Consider the following 15,681-nt stretch of genomic DNA (forward strand, 5'->3'; position numbering starts at 1 on the left):
ATAGGCGGCTATACTCTCTATGCTTCGGAGTGCTAGGTATTCACTCATTATCAAAATTATCTATAAACTGTTTGCGTTCAAATCCCAATTATCATCCTCAAGTTTAGTCTCTATGATATTTCGTGTACTCATACAACAGGCTTTAAAGGAGCTTAATCATGAAAGCAATGGTAATAAACGAATTTGGCGGTACCGAACAATTTACACAAAGCGATATTGCAGAGCCTACTGTAAAGGCCGGTCACGTCATTGTGCGTGTTGCAGCAAGCAGCGTTAATACAATTGATATGATGATCCGTCAATCGGGCGCAGACTTACCTTTTGCTCCGCAGCTTCCTGGGGTTCTGGGCATGGACTTCGCGGGCACCATTGAAGCCGTTGGTGAGGGTGTGACTGAATATAAAGTGGGCGATGAAGTGTACGGTTGTGCCGGTGGTCTTGGTGATCTTCAAGGCTCTCTTGCTGAGAAAATGCTTGCCGATGTTCGTCTTATCGCACACAAGCCTTCGTCTCTTTCTATGAAAGAAGCGGCTGCCATTCCTCTTGTGGGTATTACTGCGTTTGAAGGATTAACCCGAGCGCTTACCAGTGAAGGTCAAAATGTATTGATTCACGGCGGTGCAGGTGGGGTAGGGCATATAGCCGTTCAGCTTGCAAAGCACATGAAAGCAACAGTCTTTGCGACAGGTGGTTCTGATGAGCAGAAAGAGATTATTGAGTCGTTAGGCGCTACATATATCGACTACCGCAATGAATCTGTTGAAGATTATGTGAGTAAGTACACTAACGGCAATGGCTTTGATGTTATTTTTGACACTGTTGGTGGTAACAACCTTCAAAACTCTTTCGCAGCGGCAAAACTAAACGGTCAGGTGTCTACAACCTTGTCTCTATTGGAGACTGATTTATCACCTGTGCATTTTAGAGGTTTGAGCTTGAATGTGGTGTTTATGCTACTTCCTATGATCCACAACGTGGGCCGTGAAGCTCACGGCGAGATACTTAAAGAGCTCGCAAGCATTGTCGATGCAGGCGCGCTTAAACCTATTATTGATGCAAAAGAATATACCTTCGAGCAAATTGCAGCGGCCCATGACCATTTGGCAAGTGGTAAAGCTGTAGGTAAAGTCGTGGTTACCGTAGAGTAGAGCGTGGCGACCGTTGTGGTACACATTTTGTTCATTTTAAGTAAGTTTTATCCTTCGAAGTTTAGCTAAATTAGCTTCCCGTAGTGCTTCCCTTAGCACGCTTTTACCGCAGTAGCCTTGTTACTGCGGTTTTCTTTCCTACGCCGTTCATTGCAAAATGCCGGTAAGGAAAAGCACTCTGTCCATAACGCCCAATTACTTTATAATTCTCTCTGCAAAGGAGAAGAAATGTGAATAACTATGCCCGGTATTTTAATGGTTACCCCTCAAGTGTTGTGGAACAAGCGCTTCAACTCATTTCAAACAATCAGCTTACCGGCTATCTATTGAAAAAATACCCTTATCCTCATGACATAACTACAGATAAGCTGCTTTATCAGTACGCGACGGATTTAAAAAAACAGTACTTAAAAAATGCACCACCGTTTGGGCGCGCCGGGTTTAAAAAGCAAGGGGATATGGTTACCAATGCGCTGGGAACGCACACTTATCGCATGCAGGGTAAAACGCGTAAACACGATTTATCCATTAATAGTGATTTGCTGCGCGCACCCGAGCCTTTGTTGAAAGCATTAGTCGTACACGAATTGGCGCATTTTAAAGAAAAAGAGCACAACAAAGCCTTCTACAAACTTTGTTGTTACATGGAGCCGGACTACCACCAGCTCGAGCTCGACTTGCGGTTGTTTTGTGTGGCTGTTGCTAAGGGAGAAAATCCTTATGGGAAGTGATCAATCACATGTGACTTGTCTGTCAAAATCGTCATTAATGCGTACATTGCTGTGGATAGATGAAGATACCGTACGCGGAATTTATGGCCCGAAGTTCGACGGTAAGTTGGTGGGAGAATCGCTTTCAAAAAAAGTAAATGTCAATGCTGATAAGCCTCGTGTGGATTATTACGACGTGAAAGGCTACTGGTATGAACTAGGGTATTTTCCCAATCAACCGGTTTGTAAAGAAAAACGCGATGGCTACCCCCAATGGGGCAGTTTTACATTGCGAGTTACCCCGTATGGTTCAGACTCTTACCTTGATCGCAACTTCTGTGCAGATAGCGGTCAAGCCGGAAAGAGTGAGCGCATAATGCTGAGAAATCCTTTTAATCAGTGGTTAAGCGTGCCGAAATACCAATCAGTGAATGACGCCATGGGAAATACGGATGGTTTAAAGCAGTTTGCCAATCAGTTAAGCACAATGGCTATTTCTGAAGGGATGGACGCAGAGGCGTTTTTGGCTCAACGTCAGCCGTTGTATCAAAACGAAAAGTTAACCATTTACGCCAAGAGTCCAGAATTTTGTATTGAGCGTTCGTTCGACGTTTATTACCCGGGTAGTAGCGAAGAACGGGAGAACGATTTTCACGGGCAGTATAAAGAAGTTGTCGGCGCTACTTTGAACAGACTATTGCAGGAGCAGTGTAAAGAGGCGACGAAAGCTCGGGTCTATAACGCGCAGCTTGGTAATGAGACCCCTTGGGATAGCCACACTTTCCAATTTAAACCACTGACCAAAGCTGAACAATATCTCATGCTTACGTACCCAAGGGTGGTTGATTACCATGCTTATGATGACGCTCAAGCGTACGAACAACACAAAGAACAGAATCACTTTGGAGCCCGGTGTGAAGATCTCCCATTTTGTGACTTGCCTGCGGGCACTCTGCTCAATGCTATTTATCGTGGCGACGGCAGGCTAATAAAGCAGGCAGAACTAAAGCAGGATTTAAAAAGGGCAGGCAGCACCCAGCAGAGAAACCAGGTAATGATGGACTTTCAAGGTTGGATGTAAAAGATGCAAGAAGAGGCCAAACGTCAAACCGATGAAGTTAAGCGTAAATATCAGCAGTGATTAGTGGATAAGTGTGTTGCCATACGATGAATAAACCAACCAAAGAGAAACAGAAAAAATCGCCGTTCTCACGCATAATGACGAAAGGGCAAGCCAGGACAGGGTATAAACCCACTTCAGGGGATTTGCTTATGCAGTTAAGTGAAAACGATCACAAGCGCATCGCAACACTGATTGCCAAGTGGCTTGAAACAGACAACCCCCGTAAACGTTAATGAAAGGCGAAGGCTTATCCTGACAGCCTCGTTACCTTGTTCTGCACCAAGGGTGCTCTCGATACGCTTTAATGATGATGCCATTAGTCAGCAGTTTGATATGCTGCAAACAGACTTTCAGCATCAAATTAATAACGTCATTGCCGAAGCAAGCGCAATCGCAATTCAAGAAAGTAAAAGTGTCCTGATTTAGTTGCGCAGAACACTGTTAGAAAGCGGGTTCAAACCGCACCTTATCCAAGGGATAAGCGTTAGCTGCGCGTTAAAGTGTGGGGTAAGGAATAGAAATTTTAAACCGCGCAGTTAGACAAAATAGGCCCGCTACTCTTTTGTAAAGAGATAGGTTCCGCCACCTTGATGAAGTGTAAATTCGTCAGCGCTTTCGCTCTTATCACCGGGTGCGAACTGCATAACGATACCAGCAGGTGCGAAACGAAATTCATATTTAGAGTAAGGCGTGAGAGGGAGCGGCCCTTGCCCGGTAGCCTGCGCGATAAGTTGATCGCCTTTCACTGTTATTGTGATTTTTAGTGGCAGTTGCTGAGATGCATAAGTGCCTTTGTATTGATGTAGTTGGCTCGTTGGCAGCGAAACAGGGCTTCCCGCAAAATCGGGCAACGTGTATTCACGGCCAAAAAACAGGCTTAACATGGCAATACTGATATCATTAAGTGAATAATTCAGCCCATTAGCGACGATTGCAAAGGCAACGCCGTCTTTTTCAAAATAAGACGCTTGAGAACTGAAGCCGTCGATAATGCCGTTATGACCATAAGCGGTTTTGTCGTAAAAAGGGAATTGAAATAGGCCTGCGCCCAAACCATCTTTAATAGTTTTCATTTCAGATAACGATGCATTTGAAATGAGTTTACCTGCAAACAGTCCTGAGAAAAAAGCGGTTACGTCAGACGGTGTTGCAACAATAGCACCAGCACCGTGGGGAATTGACAAGTGAGTATTGCTGGCAGGTAGCCAGCCTGTTCCTCGGTAGATGTAGGATTCTGCTAAATCAGACTTAGTCACTGAGTCCGTTTTAGTTCCAAAAACCGTATGCGTCAGGCCCAGTTTGCTGGTTATACGTTGTTGCAACTGTTTGTCATAGCTATCACCAGTAATACTTTCAATAATATAGCCCAATAGTAAGTAGCCGGAGTTAGAATATTTTGCGCCGCTGCCTGGGGTGAAGTCGCTATCTAGCGCAGACAGTATCTTCACCATGTCGGCCTGAGTTTTTGCCTGCGTCATGTAACTGCCATACGCGGGGAGGTCGGTGAAGTTGGCAATACCGCTTCGATGGTGTAGCAACATTGAAATGGTTATTGCACGGGCATTTTGAATGTTGGGGTAAAAGGTGTCTAACGTGGTGTCCAGCGACAGCTTGTCTTCTTCAATTAACTGAAAAATCATGACGGCGGTGAATACCTTGGTAATCGAGCCGACCCTGTACCGTGTGTTGATCGTTGCTTGTTGTTTGGCATTTACATCAGCAAACCCCACCGCTTTTTGATAAACAGGCTCACCTTTTTCCATAATGGCAACGCTGACCATGGCTTTGTCGTGGTTGGCAAGTGAGTCTAAGTAGCTATCCATTTTAGCGCTATCGAAATCTTGACCTGAAACACCAAATACAACAAGCAGTGCAAAAAAGCTGAATACCTTCTTCATGAAAATGACCTTATTATGTGAGGGCAGGTTTAAGTTACAGGGCGCCTAACTGAGGAGCAAGTTTAGTCTTTTATCATAGAGAAAAAATCATCCCACGGTAGCGGGCGGGATAAATAGTAACCTTGTTCCCGTAAATTAGCAGCAGAATGTTCGTCATATAGTGCAGACTGGGCCGTGTTTAGTTGGTCGTTGACTTCTAATTGCCGCGAAATAAGTTCAGTAAACGGTGGACTTCATTTAAACAGTTGGATTCCCGCTGACGAGAGGAGCAACATCAGCGGCTTGATGAAACAATGGGTGAATATTACCGGAAGATATTAGGGAGTATCTTTTAATGCAATGGTCATGACACTTTCACCTTGCTTAACCGGAAGCCCTGCTAACCCATATAGCGCATAACCTGACGCGGGGGCGCGAACCGTTCTGACAATTTTGCCAAAGTAATCTTTGATTTCACCCAGTATTTCACCCTCAACTATTTCTCTGCCAGTCACGTGGCGTGGATACCAAATACCAGATACATCAACAGGTACGGATGTCGTGCCCACAAAATGGTTAAGTTGGGTCTCATTGGAGTGTGGTGATGTTTCCTTCGGCAACATTGATAAGCGCACAAGGGTGTTATTTAAGCCTGTTACGAGCCTATTTACCAAGGTTTCATCTTTCGATGCGTTTTCGCCTATTTCTACGAGTATGGTTGGAATGCCTGCTGCTACGCCCTGACGATTTAACGAGCGCTCTGTATCTACCTGCTGCTGCGTTTTCATTTCATAGGTAACGATATTGGGAAAGCCAAAATGTGTCGCTACGTCCATGGCTTGTTCGTAATCACTGGCCAAGGGGCCGCCGTATGCGCCCACAAAGGGGGCTAACCACTCAGCGCCATCGCCGCTGTGTAAATCAATCAGGAAATCTGCATTGGCGACGATATGAGTAGAAATGGCGTGGGCAATACGCTCTGTCTGTGTACCGCTAATACTGCCGGGAAAGCTACGGTTCAGATTCTTCCTATCGTGTGGGTTAACATAGACAGACCGTTCTTCAAAAGCGGGTATATGCGCTAACCTCACGATAATGAGTGCCCCTGAAATGGATTCTGGTGAAAGCGTTTCTGCCCACTTTTCTGTGGCGAGAATAGAGATATATTCATACCCGTGAACGCCAGCAACAGTAGCCAATACTGTGCCGTCGTTCTTACCATTAATGACAGTAACAGGAATAAACGTTGCCGGGTCACTTTCGCCCGCAGCAACCTCAAGAGTCAAGTTCTTACTGGTGCCGGGAGGAATGAATGTACCTGCTATTTCGAGGGTTTGCGCAGCGAAGCTACTGGCGCTGAAAATACCCCATGCAAAGATAAATGCCAGGCGCTTGATGCTAAATGTTAGCCAGTTGTTTGTTGTCATAGCTTTTCCATAATACTTTTTCCAGGGTTATTATCGAGCAACCATTGGGTAATTGGAAGATTTCAGTTTTAGCGAGCTCCCAGAGCAAGTCATTGTGTTTTCTGGAATTAATTTGTGTCCGCGATTAACAGGCTAACACGCTCCTGAGTTCCAGTCGGGTAAGTAAAGTTGATCTTTACAAAGTACTGCATGTAAATGATAATGATGCGCATCTTCATTATTGTGTTCGCGCAAGGCTAAAACATGGATTTACCTACACTGTCAAAACTCTCCCCACTTTCAATTGCAATGATGTGCTTTACGGCGTCGTCATTGGCCAATGATGAACCTGGTTCATTGCACGAAGTCGAGAAAATTCTTGTCACCGGAACAAAAATTGAGCGTACCATTCAAGAAACCCCTGTTAGCGTGAATGTGACTACGGCAGAAAATATACAAGAGCGCGGTTTAATCGGTATGTACGATGTATTGGTACAAGTGCCGAATGTTGCTGTGGGTAATGAATCAGATTTTAGCGTTCGCGGTATTAACGCATTTGGTGCCAGCCAAAGCATTACGGGGGGCGGAACAAATAACGCGCTGGCTAGTTTGTACTTAGATGGTGCTGCAATGCCGTATCGTATTATTCAACAAGGTACGCTTACCGCCTGGGATATCGCGCAAGTCGAAGTTTTTCGGGGTCCTCAATCGACACTACAAGGTCGAAACGCACTGGCCGGTGCCGTTGTCATGACTACCGTTAACCCTACTTATGACTGGGGCGCGAAAGTCCGCGCGAATATTGGTAGCGACGGTCTAAGGGAATATGCGTTTGCTGGTGGCGGTGCGTTAATTGAAGATGAATTAGCTATTCGCCTGGCCGGTGAAAAGAACGATCGCGATGGGTATAACACTGCGCCAAACATAGCAGGCAACAGTGATTATTCAGAAGCAGACAACTGGCGGCTTAAAGTACTTTATGAACCGCTGAATTTAGACGGCTTTTCTGCCATGTTTGCGTATTCAAATATGCAAAGTGATAACGGCGTTAGTTTTGTTAATGTGCCTTCAGAGCCTGAAAAGCGTTACTCTGAACGCATCATGGATTATAACGCGCCTACCCATGAATTTACTGACACAGACTTTTTCAACCTTACCCTGAACTACGAAATAAACGACAACTGGTCAGTTACATCAGTGACGGCTTTGACTAAAGCAGAATATGGCTACGAATGGGACAGTGACGCATCGCCATTAGCGCTAGCACAGCAATTTGATACCAGAAATGACGATACCTTTAGCCAGGAAATTCGTTTTGTCTTTGACTACGATAATGTTGACGGTGTTATTGGTGCTTTCTACTCTGATCTGGACTCGAAAGACAACTACAACGGTAATCAACTGCTACCATTTTCTTCTTTAGGTATCGATCAGCTCCTTACATCTACCCTTATTACACAGTTTGGTATGGACGAAGCCACGGCGATAGGGACAACAGCATATGTGATGGGAGTTTATGCTGATTCCGGCGCCGACCCGGCAGATCTGGCGTTAAATGGTGAGTATCAGCAAACTATAACCACTGCCGCGTTGTTTGCCGATATGGAATATCATTTCAATGAAACCATCAGCTTACTATTTGGTGTGCGCATTGATGATGAAGAGCAGAGTTTCTCCAATGACGATAACTATGCAATTAGCTCTGCATTTCCGGATCCCACTCAATACGATCCTACGACAGGAATGATTATTTCACTTCTAAACACACAAATTCAGGGCATGGCTGCGCAAGCATCTACTTCTATTCCTGAGTCAAGTGGAAGCTTTACTGAAGTTCTTCCCAAAGCAGGCGTAAAATATAATGTCAATGATGACCTAACTTACAGCTTTGTGTATCAGAAGGGTTATCGGTCGGGTGGTGTAGGCTACAACATCATTCGAGGTGAACGCTATTCCTATGGTGCTGAGTTCACTGACAATTACGAGTTTTCCGTTCGTTCTACATGGCTTGATAATGCGTTAACAGTTAATGGTAATGTGTTCTATATTGATTGGACCGACCAACAACTTACGGTAGCTTTGAGTGCCGCGAATAACGACTCAATTGTGGTGAACGCAGGTCGGTCAGAAGTAATGGGCTTTGAAATAGAAACTCAATATGTTGCATCGGAAAATTTGTCGTTTTATGCGGGATTTGGATTATCTGAAACAGAATTTAAAGAATATAGCAGTAACGGCAACACCTATGACGGCAGACCGTTCGCGGGAGCCCCAAAAGTAACAGCCAACATGGGGCTGAATTACACTGCTGAGTCAGGCTTTGTCGCTAATGCCAATATCAATTATAACGACAGTTCTATTGCAGAGCTAAAACCCAACGGTGCCGACGATGTCATTGAACCAGAAAATGATGCGAGAACGCTGGTTGATGTTCGGATTGGCTACGAATGGCGCAATGAGTCTCAATTTGGCATCTACTTGGTTGCTCAAAACCTCCTTGATGAAGAGTACCGCTCAGCGGCCGCCACGTTGACGAATCCAGCTACACACACACTGGGTGATCCGAGGCAGGTAAGCCTTGAGTTTCGAGGAAGTTTCTAAATGATACGTAAGAGAGCCTTATAGGTTTACTCTACGATGGAAAGACGGCGCTTTTTAACACGAACAAGATGCAAAGTAGAGTAGGGTTATTGCAATGGAACATCAGGCAAGTGGAAATAAGCTGACGTCTTCCCGCAAATCAGTTTTTAGTTTTTTAAAGACTCGTATTTTTGCGGCAGTGATAATGGTGATGATTACTTCAACGGTAATGATTCCAGGTATGTCTACTTACTTACCATTTAATCAAAATGATGCAGTGGGACTCCCGATTTTATTGTTTCCCTTCATCTGGGCGGCATTGTTTATTTATTGTTTTTTGGTGACTTCTGTAAAGCAATTGTGGGCTGTCTTGGTTAGTTTGGCGGCTATCCATATTATTTGTATTTATTTCGCGTTGGCTGGCTGAGAACGAAGTCTACCCTTATGAAAAGTATCACAATTAAAAAGCTGTACAAGCTGCACACTTGGGTTGGAATAATTACCGGCATCTTATTATTTGTTATTGCATTTAGTGGCGCCGTTGCCGTATTTGCCCGTCCAGAGTTACAAATATGGGCAAATAGCGCTATCCGCGAACCCATACCAATAAACCCGGAGCAGTACCACGCTACCCTCGCCACTTTAGCGCAAAAGGTAGGGCCTGAATATCTGGATGAAGTCCATGTTAATTTCCCGAGAGCGCGGTCAGCTGAAACGGCCAGAGTGATTTTTGAAGGGCACGTATTGCAGCCAGACGGAACGGAAAAACACGAAGGATTTGTTTTTGAATTATCCCCTAAAGACTTACGTGTTATCGAAAAATTCGATATGGAAACTTACTTTTCCACTGTGCGTTTTGATATGGCAAGTTTTATAGCGCATTTTCACGCCGATTTGCACCTGGGCCGCCCCGTGGGATTAATTTTGACCGGATTGCTGGGGCTTACCCTAATGGTGTCGATAATCACCGGTATTCTTATTCATAGAAAGAAACTAGCACAGATCTTTACGTTCAGACCTGATAAGAGTTTCTCGTTATTGCTCAGTGACGGACACAAAGTCATGGGAATATGGGGAGTAGCGTTTCACTCAGTGATTGCGTTTACAGGAGCGTTTCTGGGGCTTGCTACGGTTATCCTGGTTCCGGCGGCTGCATATGTTGGATTTAACGGCGATCAGGAAAAACTCGTCGAAACCTTCACCGCTATAAAAGCCCCTGAAATCAGTCATGTTCAGCAGGAAACTCAAATAAGTGAGATATTAAGCGCAAGTAAAGAAACCCGGACTGATCTCACATTGACAAACTTTACAGTGATGGGTTACGGCGACAAGGAAGCACTGGTATATGTGTTTGGTACGGGAAGTGAGCAACTTGGTGGGGAGACTCTGGTTTATCAAGGAGCAACAGGAGAATATCTGCGATCTCAAGCAAATTTTGGGCGGCTAGAGGGCGTTACAGGAAAAATACTCGATGCCATGTTCCCGCTACATTTTGGCAATTTTGCCGGGATATTTGTAAAAGTAATCTGGGCGTGGTTAGGTCTTGCAATGGCTTTGTTGCCCATAAGCGGTATTATGCTCTGGCAACAACGGGGTATTGCTGCGAAAAACCCGTCTCATTCAAAGCGTACGTATGAATTGGTGGGTAGGTTATTAAGTGGAACCTGTACTGGGATCGTACTCGCCACGTCTGTGTTATTTCCTGTTCAACTCGTGTGCAATCACATCATGCCTAGTGCAGACGAAACTTACCTTATTTTTACGGCGTTTTTTGGGGTCTGGGGAGGCGCAACCTTACTCGGTCTCTTCGTCCGGGCAAAGCACTCTTTCAGGCTGTTGGGCATGATGAGTGCGCTATGTTTGGTAAGTGTCATGCCTTTGGATATTGCATTTACAGGTAGCCATCTTTTTAATGTTAGTACTACCCACCATAACGTGTCCGTCGGTGTAGATCTGACTCTATTTATGCTGGGATTGCTTTCCTTCTACTATCTTTTTTACAAGGGAAAGACTGCAGGCTCAATAGAGTCGCCACTCATAAAGGCAGAGGGCAATAAATAATGGATGTAATGCTTCATTTGGTTATTTTGACGTTTGCAGTAATAGGCTGCATACAATTGAATTTAGCAGGCTCGTTCACGGGCAGAAAAACGGGGCGTTTTTTGGGGCTTGGTTTTCACGTTGTAGCTCTGGCCCTAACTGTGTTTACATATGGCGAAATGCGCGGTTTTTTCGTTTACCTGGCGCTTCTTTCACTTACCGGTTTACTTTATTGCACTCGCAAACTCGCGATAAGTCAGCACCAATAGGTAAGCTGCGCGGAATCTGTTTTTTCCTGCCTGTTATATATTACTTTATAAACAATGGTTTAAAAACCAATACCCTGATGAGGAAGAAAACACTTCTTTTTTCAATTAACCTAGCGACATCTTAACTTGCCCAACATTATCAGTGTGTTATCAGGGCGTAGGCTGTGAGCTCCCTATGCACAGTCAATTATCTTTAGGCGATTGGGAAAGGAAAACAATATGACTGGAAATCATCAGGATGCCTCTATTTCTTGGTTTTACGAGGAGAACGGCAAAAGAAAGGGTGGGGTTGGAGAGGCTGACCTCGTAGCGCTGATTAACGCGGGGGTTGTATCTCATGGGACTTCTGTTTGGAAACAAGGCTTTCCAGATTGGTTAAAAGTTGAAGATACTGAGCTGAACGTGCATCTTAACAACGCTACTCCGCCTCCTCTGGCCGGCGAGCACGTTAATAATACTGTGGTGTGGATATTGGCTTTCGCCCCCATCCTTGGTTACTTTTTGGAATGGATCGTTGCAGGAGCAGCAAACAGTACTGAGTGGAAAGCTGAGCAAGCAATGGCTGAGGCAAAGTACTTTTACATTACAGTGATTCTAAACGTGGCACTGTCTTATTGGGATGAAAAACGTCTCTCGCAAGCTGGCCACAACACTAAGAAATTTAAAGGTATGACGTGGCTTGTGCCAGTATATCTTTTTCAAAGAGCAAAAAATCTAAACCATAGCATGGGTTACTTTGCGGTTTGGATCGTTTCGTTCGTTTTAGTTTTGTCTGCCTAGCAGTTTACCCTCAACAGCGTAAGGAAAAGAATATGAAAGACCCTAAAGTATGGGATGTCATTGCCTGGATATCTTTTGTTCTAGCGGTAGTCACCACGCTAATATATTTTTTCGTTGACGATGCCTATACTGAGTCCCCTACATGGATAATCGCCGCTATAGCAGCTTGGTATTACAGTGATCATCTTGAAAGTAAGCAAGCTCAGAAACCTTAACTTCGAGCTACCGTTGTGGCACTCTGTTTCCACGTCTTGTGCTGAGCTGTATTGGCACAAGACTAACCCCGCTCTGACGGCAAGTGTAATGCACCTCATCAACATAGAGAAAGTTTAGTCACGCCAACAAGAGACTCTTTTCGCATTCAACACAAAAAGCATCTCTTAGGGCGCTGTGTTTATTTATTGAGCTCAGCGTCGATAAGTTTCGACATATCTTCAAAACTCATATTTGAATGTTTCTTGCCATTGATAAGAAAAGTGGGAGTAGCCTTTATACCGTCGACGTCGGCGTTGTGGTGATACCACGCTAGCAACGAATCAGCATTTTCATTGTTGTTCAGACAAGCTCTAAACTTCTCTTCGCTTTGTCCCAGAGCCATTGCCATAGCCTGAAAGTGTGATAATAATTCGCCTTCATTTTTTGACTTCATCCACTCGCGCTGTTTTTTAAACAGTTCGCCTGAATAAGTATAATAGAAATCGGTGTTGCCATCGCACCTGGCAATAAGCGAGCCCGCTAAGCCAAACTTGTCGAAGTACACTTCTCGAAAAGTGAACTTCACTTTTCCGGTGTCAATGTAATTTTCTTTTAACTTATCAAACACTAAATTGTGAAAAGTTGCACAATGGCCGCAAGTAAATGAGGCGTATTCAATAACGCTTACAGGGGCGTCTGCGTCACCCAAAACCATATCACTTGTTACAATACTCTCGACCGTTGGGTTGGTCGTCTCTTCATCCGCTGAAGCAACGGTGAAGCCTCCCGCCGAGTAACATGCGATTGATAAAACGGTAGCTAAAGATACTTTCTTAAAATAACGGTGATGTAGCACTATTTTTCCTTAAGAATTCTAATGGCGTGATGGTAGCATTTAAGGTTTGTGCTATTCAAAAAATAGATCGCGCCTTTTCTGGCTTGTATCGATTTTGGCAGAACATCCCTGGTACTTGTGGCTGTCTTTTCTGGTAGTAGCGCTAGGCGATCATGCGTGTTATTTAATTGCGAGCATAGGAATTGACGTATATTGAGCGTTCTTCAAATGCGGGAATATGCGCAAGCCTCACAATAACTAAGACATCAGAAATGGTGTCAGGGGAAAGGGATTTCACCCATTTTTCAGCGGTTAAAACCGAGATGTATTCATAGCCGTGAACACCAGCGGCAGTGTTCCCCGTATTTATTTTGTCTGCTCTTTTTGCAGTATTTCTCCGAAGTTTGACTTGTTCAGCGGTTTTGAAAGGAAATAGCCTTGCCCGTAGTCACAACCCATGTTGTTTAAAATAGTCAGTTGCTCTTCAGTTTCAATGCCCTCTGCCACGACTTTGATGCCCAGTTTTTTGGCCATGACAATAATAGCTTCACACAGAACTTTGTCGTTACTGACTTCTGTCATAGATTTGACAAAACTACGGTCGATTTTAATGAAGTCGGTGGGGTATTTTTTGAGGAAAGAGATGGATGAATAGCCGGTGCCGAAATCGTCCAAGGCAATACCCACTCCGGCTTGACGGAACTGAAAAAGTTTTTTTGCTACACTGAAGTTGGCTTCCATAAACAGGTTTTCTGTTATCTCCAGCAAAACCGCGTCTGAAGATAACCCCTTGCCCAGTAACACGGTTAACCAGTCCATTATATCCGGGTTAGCACTGAAGTAGTGGCTTGGAGAGGTATTGATACTCAGTTGGAGCGTGGGGCACAAGTCGCGTCGCCATTGGATAGCATCGTCACATACTTGTTCAAATACCCAGTTGCTGATGTCAAAAATTAAGCCTGACTCCTCTGCAAGTGGAATGAATTCATCGGGGCGAATAAGGCCTTTTTCGGGGTGTTGCCATCTTATTAACGCCTCTGCTTTGGTAACTGTATTGGTTCGCAAATGCACAATGGGCTGGTATTCGAGGAAAAACTGCTCATTTTTTAACGCCTCTCTTATATCATTGAGCAATACGATGCGCTTCATGGCAGCATCCTGCATAGACTTGGTGTAGAACTGGTAACTATTCTTGCCTTGCGCTTTAGCGCCGTACATTGCTTGGTCGGCATTTTTTAAAAGGCTTGTAATGTCTTCGCCATCGTCGGGATAAAGGGTAATGCCAACGCTGGTGCTGGTGTGAACAATTTGCTGGTTTAGCGTATAGGGCTCAGACACGTTGCGCATTAGCTTCTGCACGACTTTTTCCAGCAAAATTACATCACTCAGGCCGCCCAAAACCACAACAAATTCGTCGCCGCCCAAGCGAGACACGGTATCTTCTTTGCGCAATGCGTTCTCTATGCGTTGTGCGCATTCAACGAGTAACACATCGCCAGTGTCATGACCCAGAGAGTCGTTAACATCTTTAAAGTTGTCGAGGTCCAGAAAAAGTACTGCGACTTTTGTTTTTTCCCGTTGTGCTGCTTTCAATGCCAGGTTTAAATGATCTTCCATCAGGTTGCGATTGGGTAATCCTGTGAGAACGTCAAAATTTGCCTGCCGCCAAATAAGCTGATTCGCCCGTTCGCGTTCAATTGCAATACTTGCAATATGGGCAAATTGCTCAATTTGATTGATTTGTTCTGATGTGGGGCTTGATGGCGTGGAATGGTATATAGCAAACGTACCAAGCGCTTCTCCACTAGCGCCACGAATAGGCTGTGACCAGCACGAACCCAACTTTGCCTGTGCAGCAATATCACTCCAAGCTTCCCAGTATGGGTGTGTAGTGATGTCTTCTACAATAGTCAGCGCATTGCTGTACGCTGTATTACCGCAGGAACCCACGCCTGGCCCAACAACAACACCGTCGATGGCATCATTGTAAAACTGCGGTAACGAGGGGGCCGCGCCCAGACGCAACCGGTTACCTTCGAGCAGTAAAATACTACAGAACATGTTTGAGTATTCGTGTTCTACGGCATCTACAATATTGTGCAATACCGTGCCTAGCGTATCTGACGAGACAATTTTTTCCAGAATGGCACTGCGAACGCGTGTGAGTTTTCGCGTTTCTTCCACCTGTTTTTCATAGCCTCTGAGTGTTTCGTTGGCCTGGATAATTTCTTGCCGTACTAATTCCGATTCTACAATATTGGCCAAGTCTTTTAACTGCGCAAGCTGCTCGTCGGTGAACGTTTTCTTGTGCGAGTCAAACACACATAGCGCCCCTAATGCGTAGCCGTTTAAGGTTAACTTCACACCAGCATAAAACCGAATATTTGGCTGGCCAGTGACAAACGGGTTGTTAGCAAAGCGATTGTCTAAGCGCGTATCGGCTATCACCAGGTGTTCCTCTTGCGCAATGGTATGTACGCAGAAAGAGTCACACTTTGGCGATTCACGCAGGGCTAAATTAACACGGGATTTGAGCCACTGTCGTTCGCTATCGATAAACGTGATTGCAGCATATTCACAGTTGAAAAAGTGCTGTGCCAAGCGGGTGATTCGATCAAAACGTTCTTCAGGCTCAGAATCTAAAATATTGAGCTTGTGTAATGCTTTTATCCTGTCGTATTCGTCTTTCGAACCTGCTGGATTACTCAAACAAGCTTC

At 44.8% G+C, this 15,681-nt stretch carries 14 protein-coding genes; 9 read left to right on the forward strand and 5 right to left on the reverse strand.

What is annotated here, in order from left to right:
* Positions 1-158 precede the first annotated feature (158 nt).
* The 4 genes from KO518_RS07380 (at position 159) to KO518_RS07395 (ending at position 3,214) form a co-directional block, all read left to right on the forward strand.
* Complete coding sequence (locus tag KO518_RS07380) at positions 159-1,148, forward strand: zinc-dependent alcohol dehydrogenase family protein (RefSeq protein WP_216025176.1); 990 nt, start codon at positions 159-161, stop codon at positions 1,146-1,148.
* Positions 1,149-1,378: 230 nt separating this feature from the next.
* Complete coding sequence (locus KO518_RS07385; RefSeq protein WP_216025177.1) at positions 1,379-1,879, forward strand: YgjP-like metallopeptidase domain-containing protein; 501 nt, start codon at positions 1,379-1,381, stop codon at positions 1,877-1,879.
* The gene (locus KO518_RS07390; RefSeq protein WP_216025178.1) at positions 1,869-2,939 is read left to right on the forward strand and encodes a hypothetical protein; all 1,071 of its coding nucleotides are present in this window, start codon (positions 1,869-1,871) and stop codon (positions 2,937-2,939) included. The genes KO518_RS07385 and KO518_RS07390 overlap by 11 nt, the downstream gene beginning before the upstream one ends.
* 86 nt (positions 2,940-3,025) lie before the next feature.
* Entirely contained in the window at positions 3,026-3,214 is a 189-nt protein-coding gene (locus tag KO518_RS07395) for a hypothetical protein (RefSeq protein ID WP_216025179.1), read from the forward strand.
* Positions 3,215-3,535: 321 nt separating this feature from the next.
* Here the strand turns inward: KO518_RS07395 and KO518_RS07400 are convergent, their stop codons facing one another.
* Entirely contained in the window at positions 3,536-4,879 is a 1,344-nt protein-coding gene (locus KO518_RS07400) for a serine hydrolase (RefSeq protein WP_216025180.1), read from the reverse strand.
* 317 nt (positions 4,880-5,196) lie between these two features.
* Positions 5,197-6,285, reverse strand: a complete 1,089-nt coding sequence (locus KO518_RS07405) for a M14 family metallopeptidase (RefSeq protein ID WP_216025181.1) — start codon at positions 6,283-6,285, stop codon at positions 5,197-5,199.
* A 243-nt stretch (positions 6,286-6,528) separates the two neighbouring features.
* Between KO518_RS07405 and KO518_RS07410 the strand changes: the two genes are divergently transcribed.
* From KO518_RS07410 to KO518_RS07430, 5 genes are all read left to right on the forward strand, one after another.
* Entirely contained in the window at positions 6,529-8,865 is a 2,337-nt protein-coding gene (locus KO518_RS07410) for a TonB-dependent receptor (protein ID WP_216025182.1), read from the forward strand.
* Positions 8,866-8,959: 94 nt separating this feature from the next.
* On the forward strand, positions 8,960-9,271 hold the full coding sequence (locus tag KO518_RS19880) for a hypothetical protein (protein ID WP_252736013.1): 312 nt from the start codon (positions 8,960-8,962) through the stop codon (positions 9,269-9,271).
* Between the two features lie 17 nt (positions 9,272-9,288).
* Positions 9,289-10,905: a PepSY domain-containing protein gene (locus KO518_RS07420; RefSeq protein WP_216025183.1), complete on the forward strand. Its 1,617-nt coding sequence runs from the start codon at positions 9,289-9,291 to the stop codon at positions 10,903-10,905.
* Between the two features lie 467 nt (positions 10,906-11,372).
* Complete coding sequence (locus tag KO518_RS07425) at positions 11,373-11,933, forward strand: DUF4339 domain-containing protein (protein ID WP_216025184.1); 561 nt, start codon at positions 11,373-11,375, stop codon at positions 11,931-11,933.
* A gap of 32 nt (positions 11,934-11,965) precedes the next feature.
* Positions 11,966-12,148: a hypothetical protein gene (locus KO518_RS07430; RefSeq protein ID WP_216025185.1), complete on the forward strand. Its 183-nt coding sequence runs from the start codon at positions 11,966-11,968 to the stop codon at positions 12,146-12,148.
* Positions 12,149-12,327: 179 nt separating this feature from the next.
* Here the strand turns inward: KO518_RS07430 and KO518_RS07435 are convergent, their stop codons facing one another.
* The 3 genes from KO518_RS07435 to KO518_RS07445 all read right to left on the reverse strand — a co-directional run bounded on the left by KO518_RS07435 (position 12,328) and on the right by KO518_RS07445 (position 15,672).
* Positions 12,328-12,984 carry a DsbA family protein gene (locus KO518_RS07435; RefSeq protein WP_216025186.1) on the reverse strand — a complete coding sequence of 219 codons (657 nt, stop codon included), beginning with the start codon at positions 12,982-12,984 and terminating at the stop codon, positions 12,328-12,330.
* Positions 12,985-13,147: 163 nt separating this feature from the next.
* Positions 13,148-13,333 carry a succinylglutamate desuccinylase/aspartoacylase family protein gene (locus KO518_RS20205; protein WP_216025483.1) on the reverse strand — a complete coding sequence of 62 codons (186 nt, stop codon included), beginning with the start codon at positions 13,331-13,333 and terminating at the stop codon, positions 13,148-13,150.
* Complete coding sequence (locus tag KO518_RS07445; RefSeq protein ID WP_216025187.1) at positions 13,330-15,672, reverse strand: EAL domain-containing protein; 2,343 nt, start codon at positions 15,670-15,672, stop codon at positions 13,330-13,332. The genes KO518_RS20205 and KO518_RS07445 overlap by 4 nt, the downstream gene beginning before the upstream one ends.
* Positions 15,673-15,681 lie beyond the last annotated feature (9 nt).

Source organism: Aestuariibacter sp. A3R04, from assembly GCF_018860805.1.
GTDB lineage: Bacteria > Pseudomonadota > Gammaproteobacteria > Enterobacterales > Alteromonadaceae > Alteromonas.

What these genes read in the sequence shown, in the direction of transcription:
- KO518_RS07380 (WP_216025176.1), top strand. Translation starts at nt 159, where the DNA reads ATGAAAGCAATGGTAATAAACGAATTTGGCGGTACCGAACAATTTACA.
- KO518_RS07390 (WP_216025178.1), top strand. Translation starts at nt 1,869, where the DNA reads ATGGGAAGTGATCAATCACATGTGACTTGTCTGTCAAAATCGTCATTA.
- KO518_RS07395 (WP_216025179.1), top strand. Translation starts at nt 3,026, where the DNA reads ATGAATAAACCAACCAAAGAGAAACAGAAAAAATCGCCGTTCTCACGC.
- KO518_RS07400 (WP_216025180.1), bottom strand. Translation starts at nt 4,879, where the DNA reads ATGAAGAAGGTATTCAGCTTTTTTGCACTGCTTGTTGTATTTGGTGTT.
- KO518_RS07405 (WP_216025181.1), bottom strand. Translation starts at nt 6,285, where the DNA reads ATGACAACAAACAACTGGCTAACATTTAGCATCAAGCGCCTGGCATTT.
- KO518_RS07410 (WP_216025182.1), top strand. Translation starts at nt 6,529, where the DNA reads ATGGATTTACCTACACTGTCAAAACTCTCCCCACTTTCAATTGCAATG.
- KO518_RS19880 (WP_252736013.1), top strand. Translation starts at nt 8,960, where the DNA reads ATGGAACATCAGGCAAGTGGAAATAAGCTGACGTCTTCCCGCAAATCA.
- KO518_RS07420 (WP_216025183.1), top strand. Translation starts at nt 9,289, where the DNA reads ATGAAAAGTATCACAATTAAAAAGCTGTACAAGCTGCACACTTGGGTT.
- KO518_RS07425 (WP_216025184.1), top strand. Translation starts at nt 11,373, where the DNA reads ATGACTGGAAATCATCAGGATGCCTCTATTTCTTGGTTTTACGAGGAG.
- KO518_RS07430 (WP_216025185.1), top strand. Translation starts at nt 11,966, where the DNA reads ATGAAAGACCCTAAAGTATGGGATGTCATTGCCTGGATATCTTTTGTT.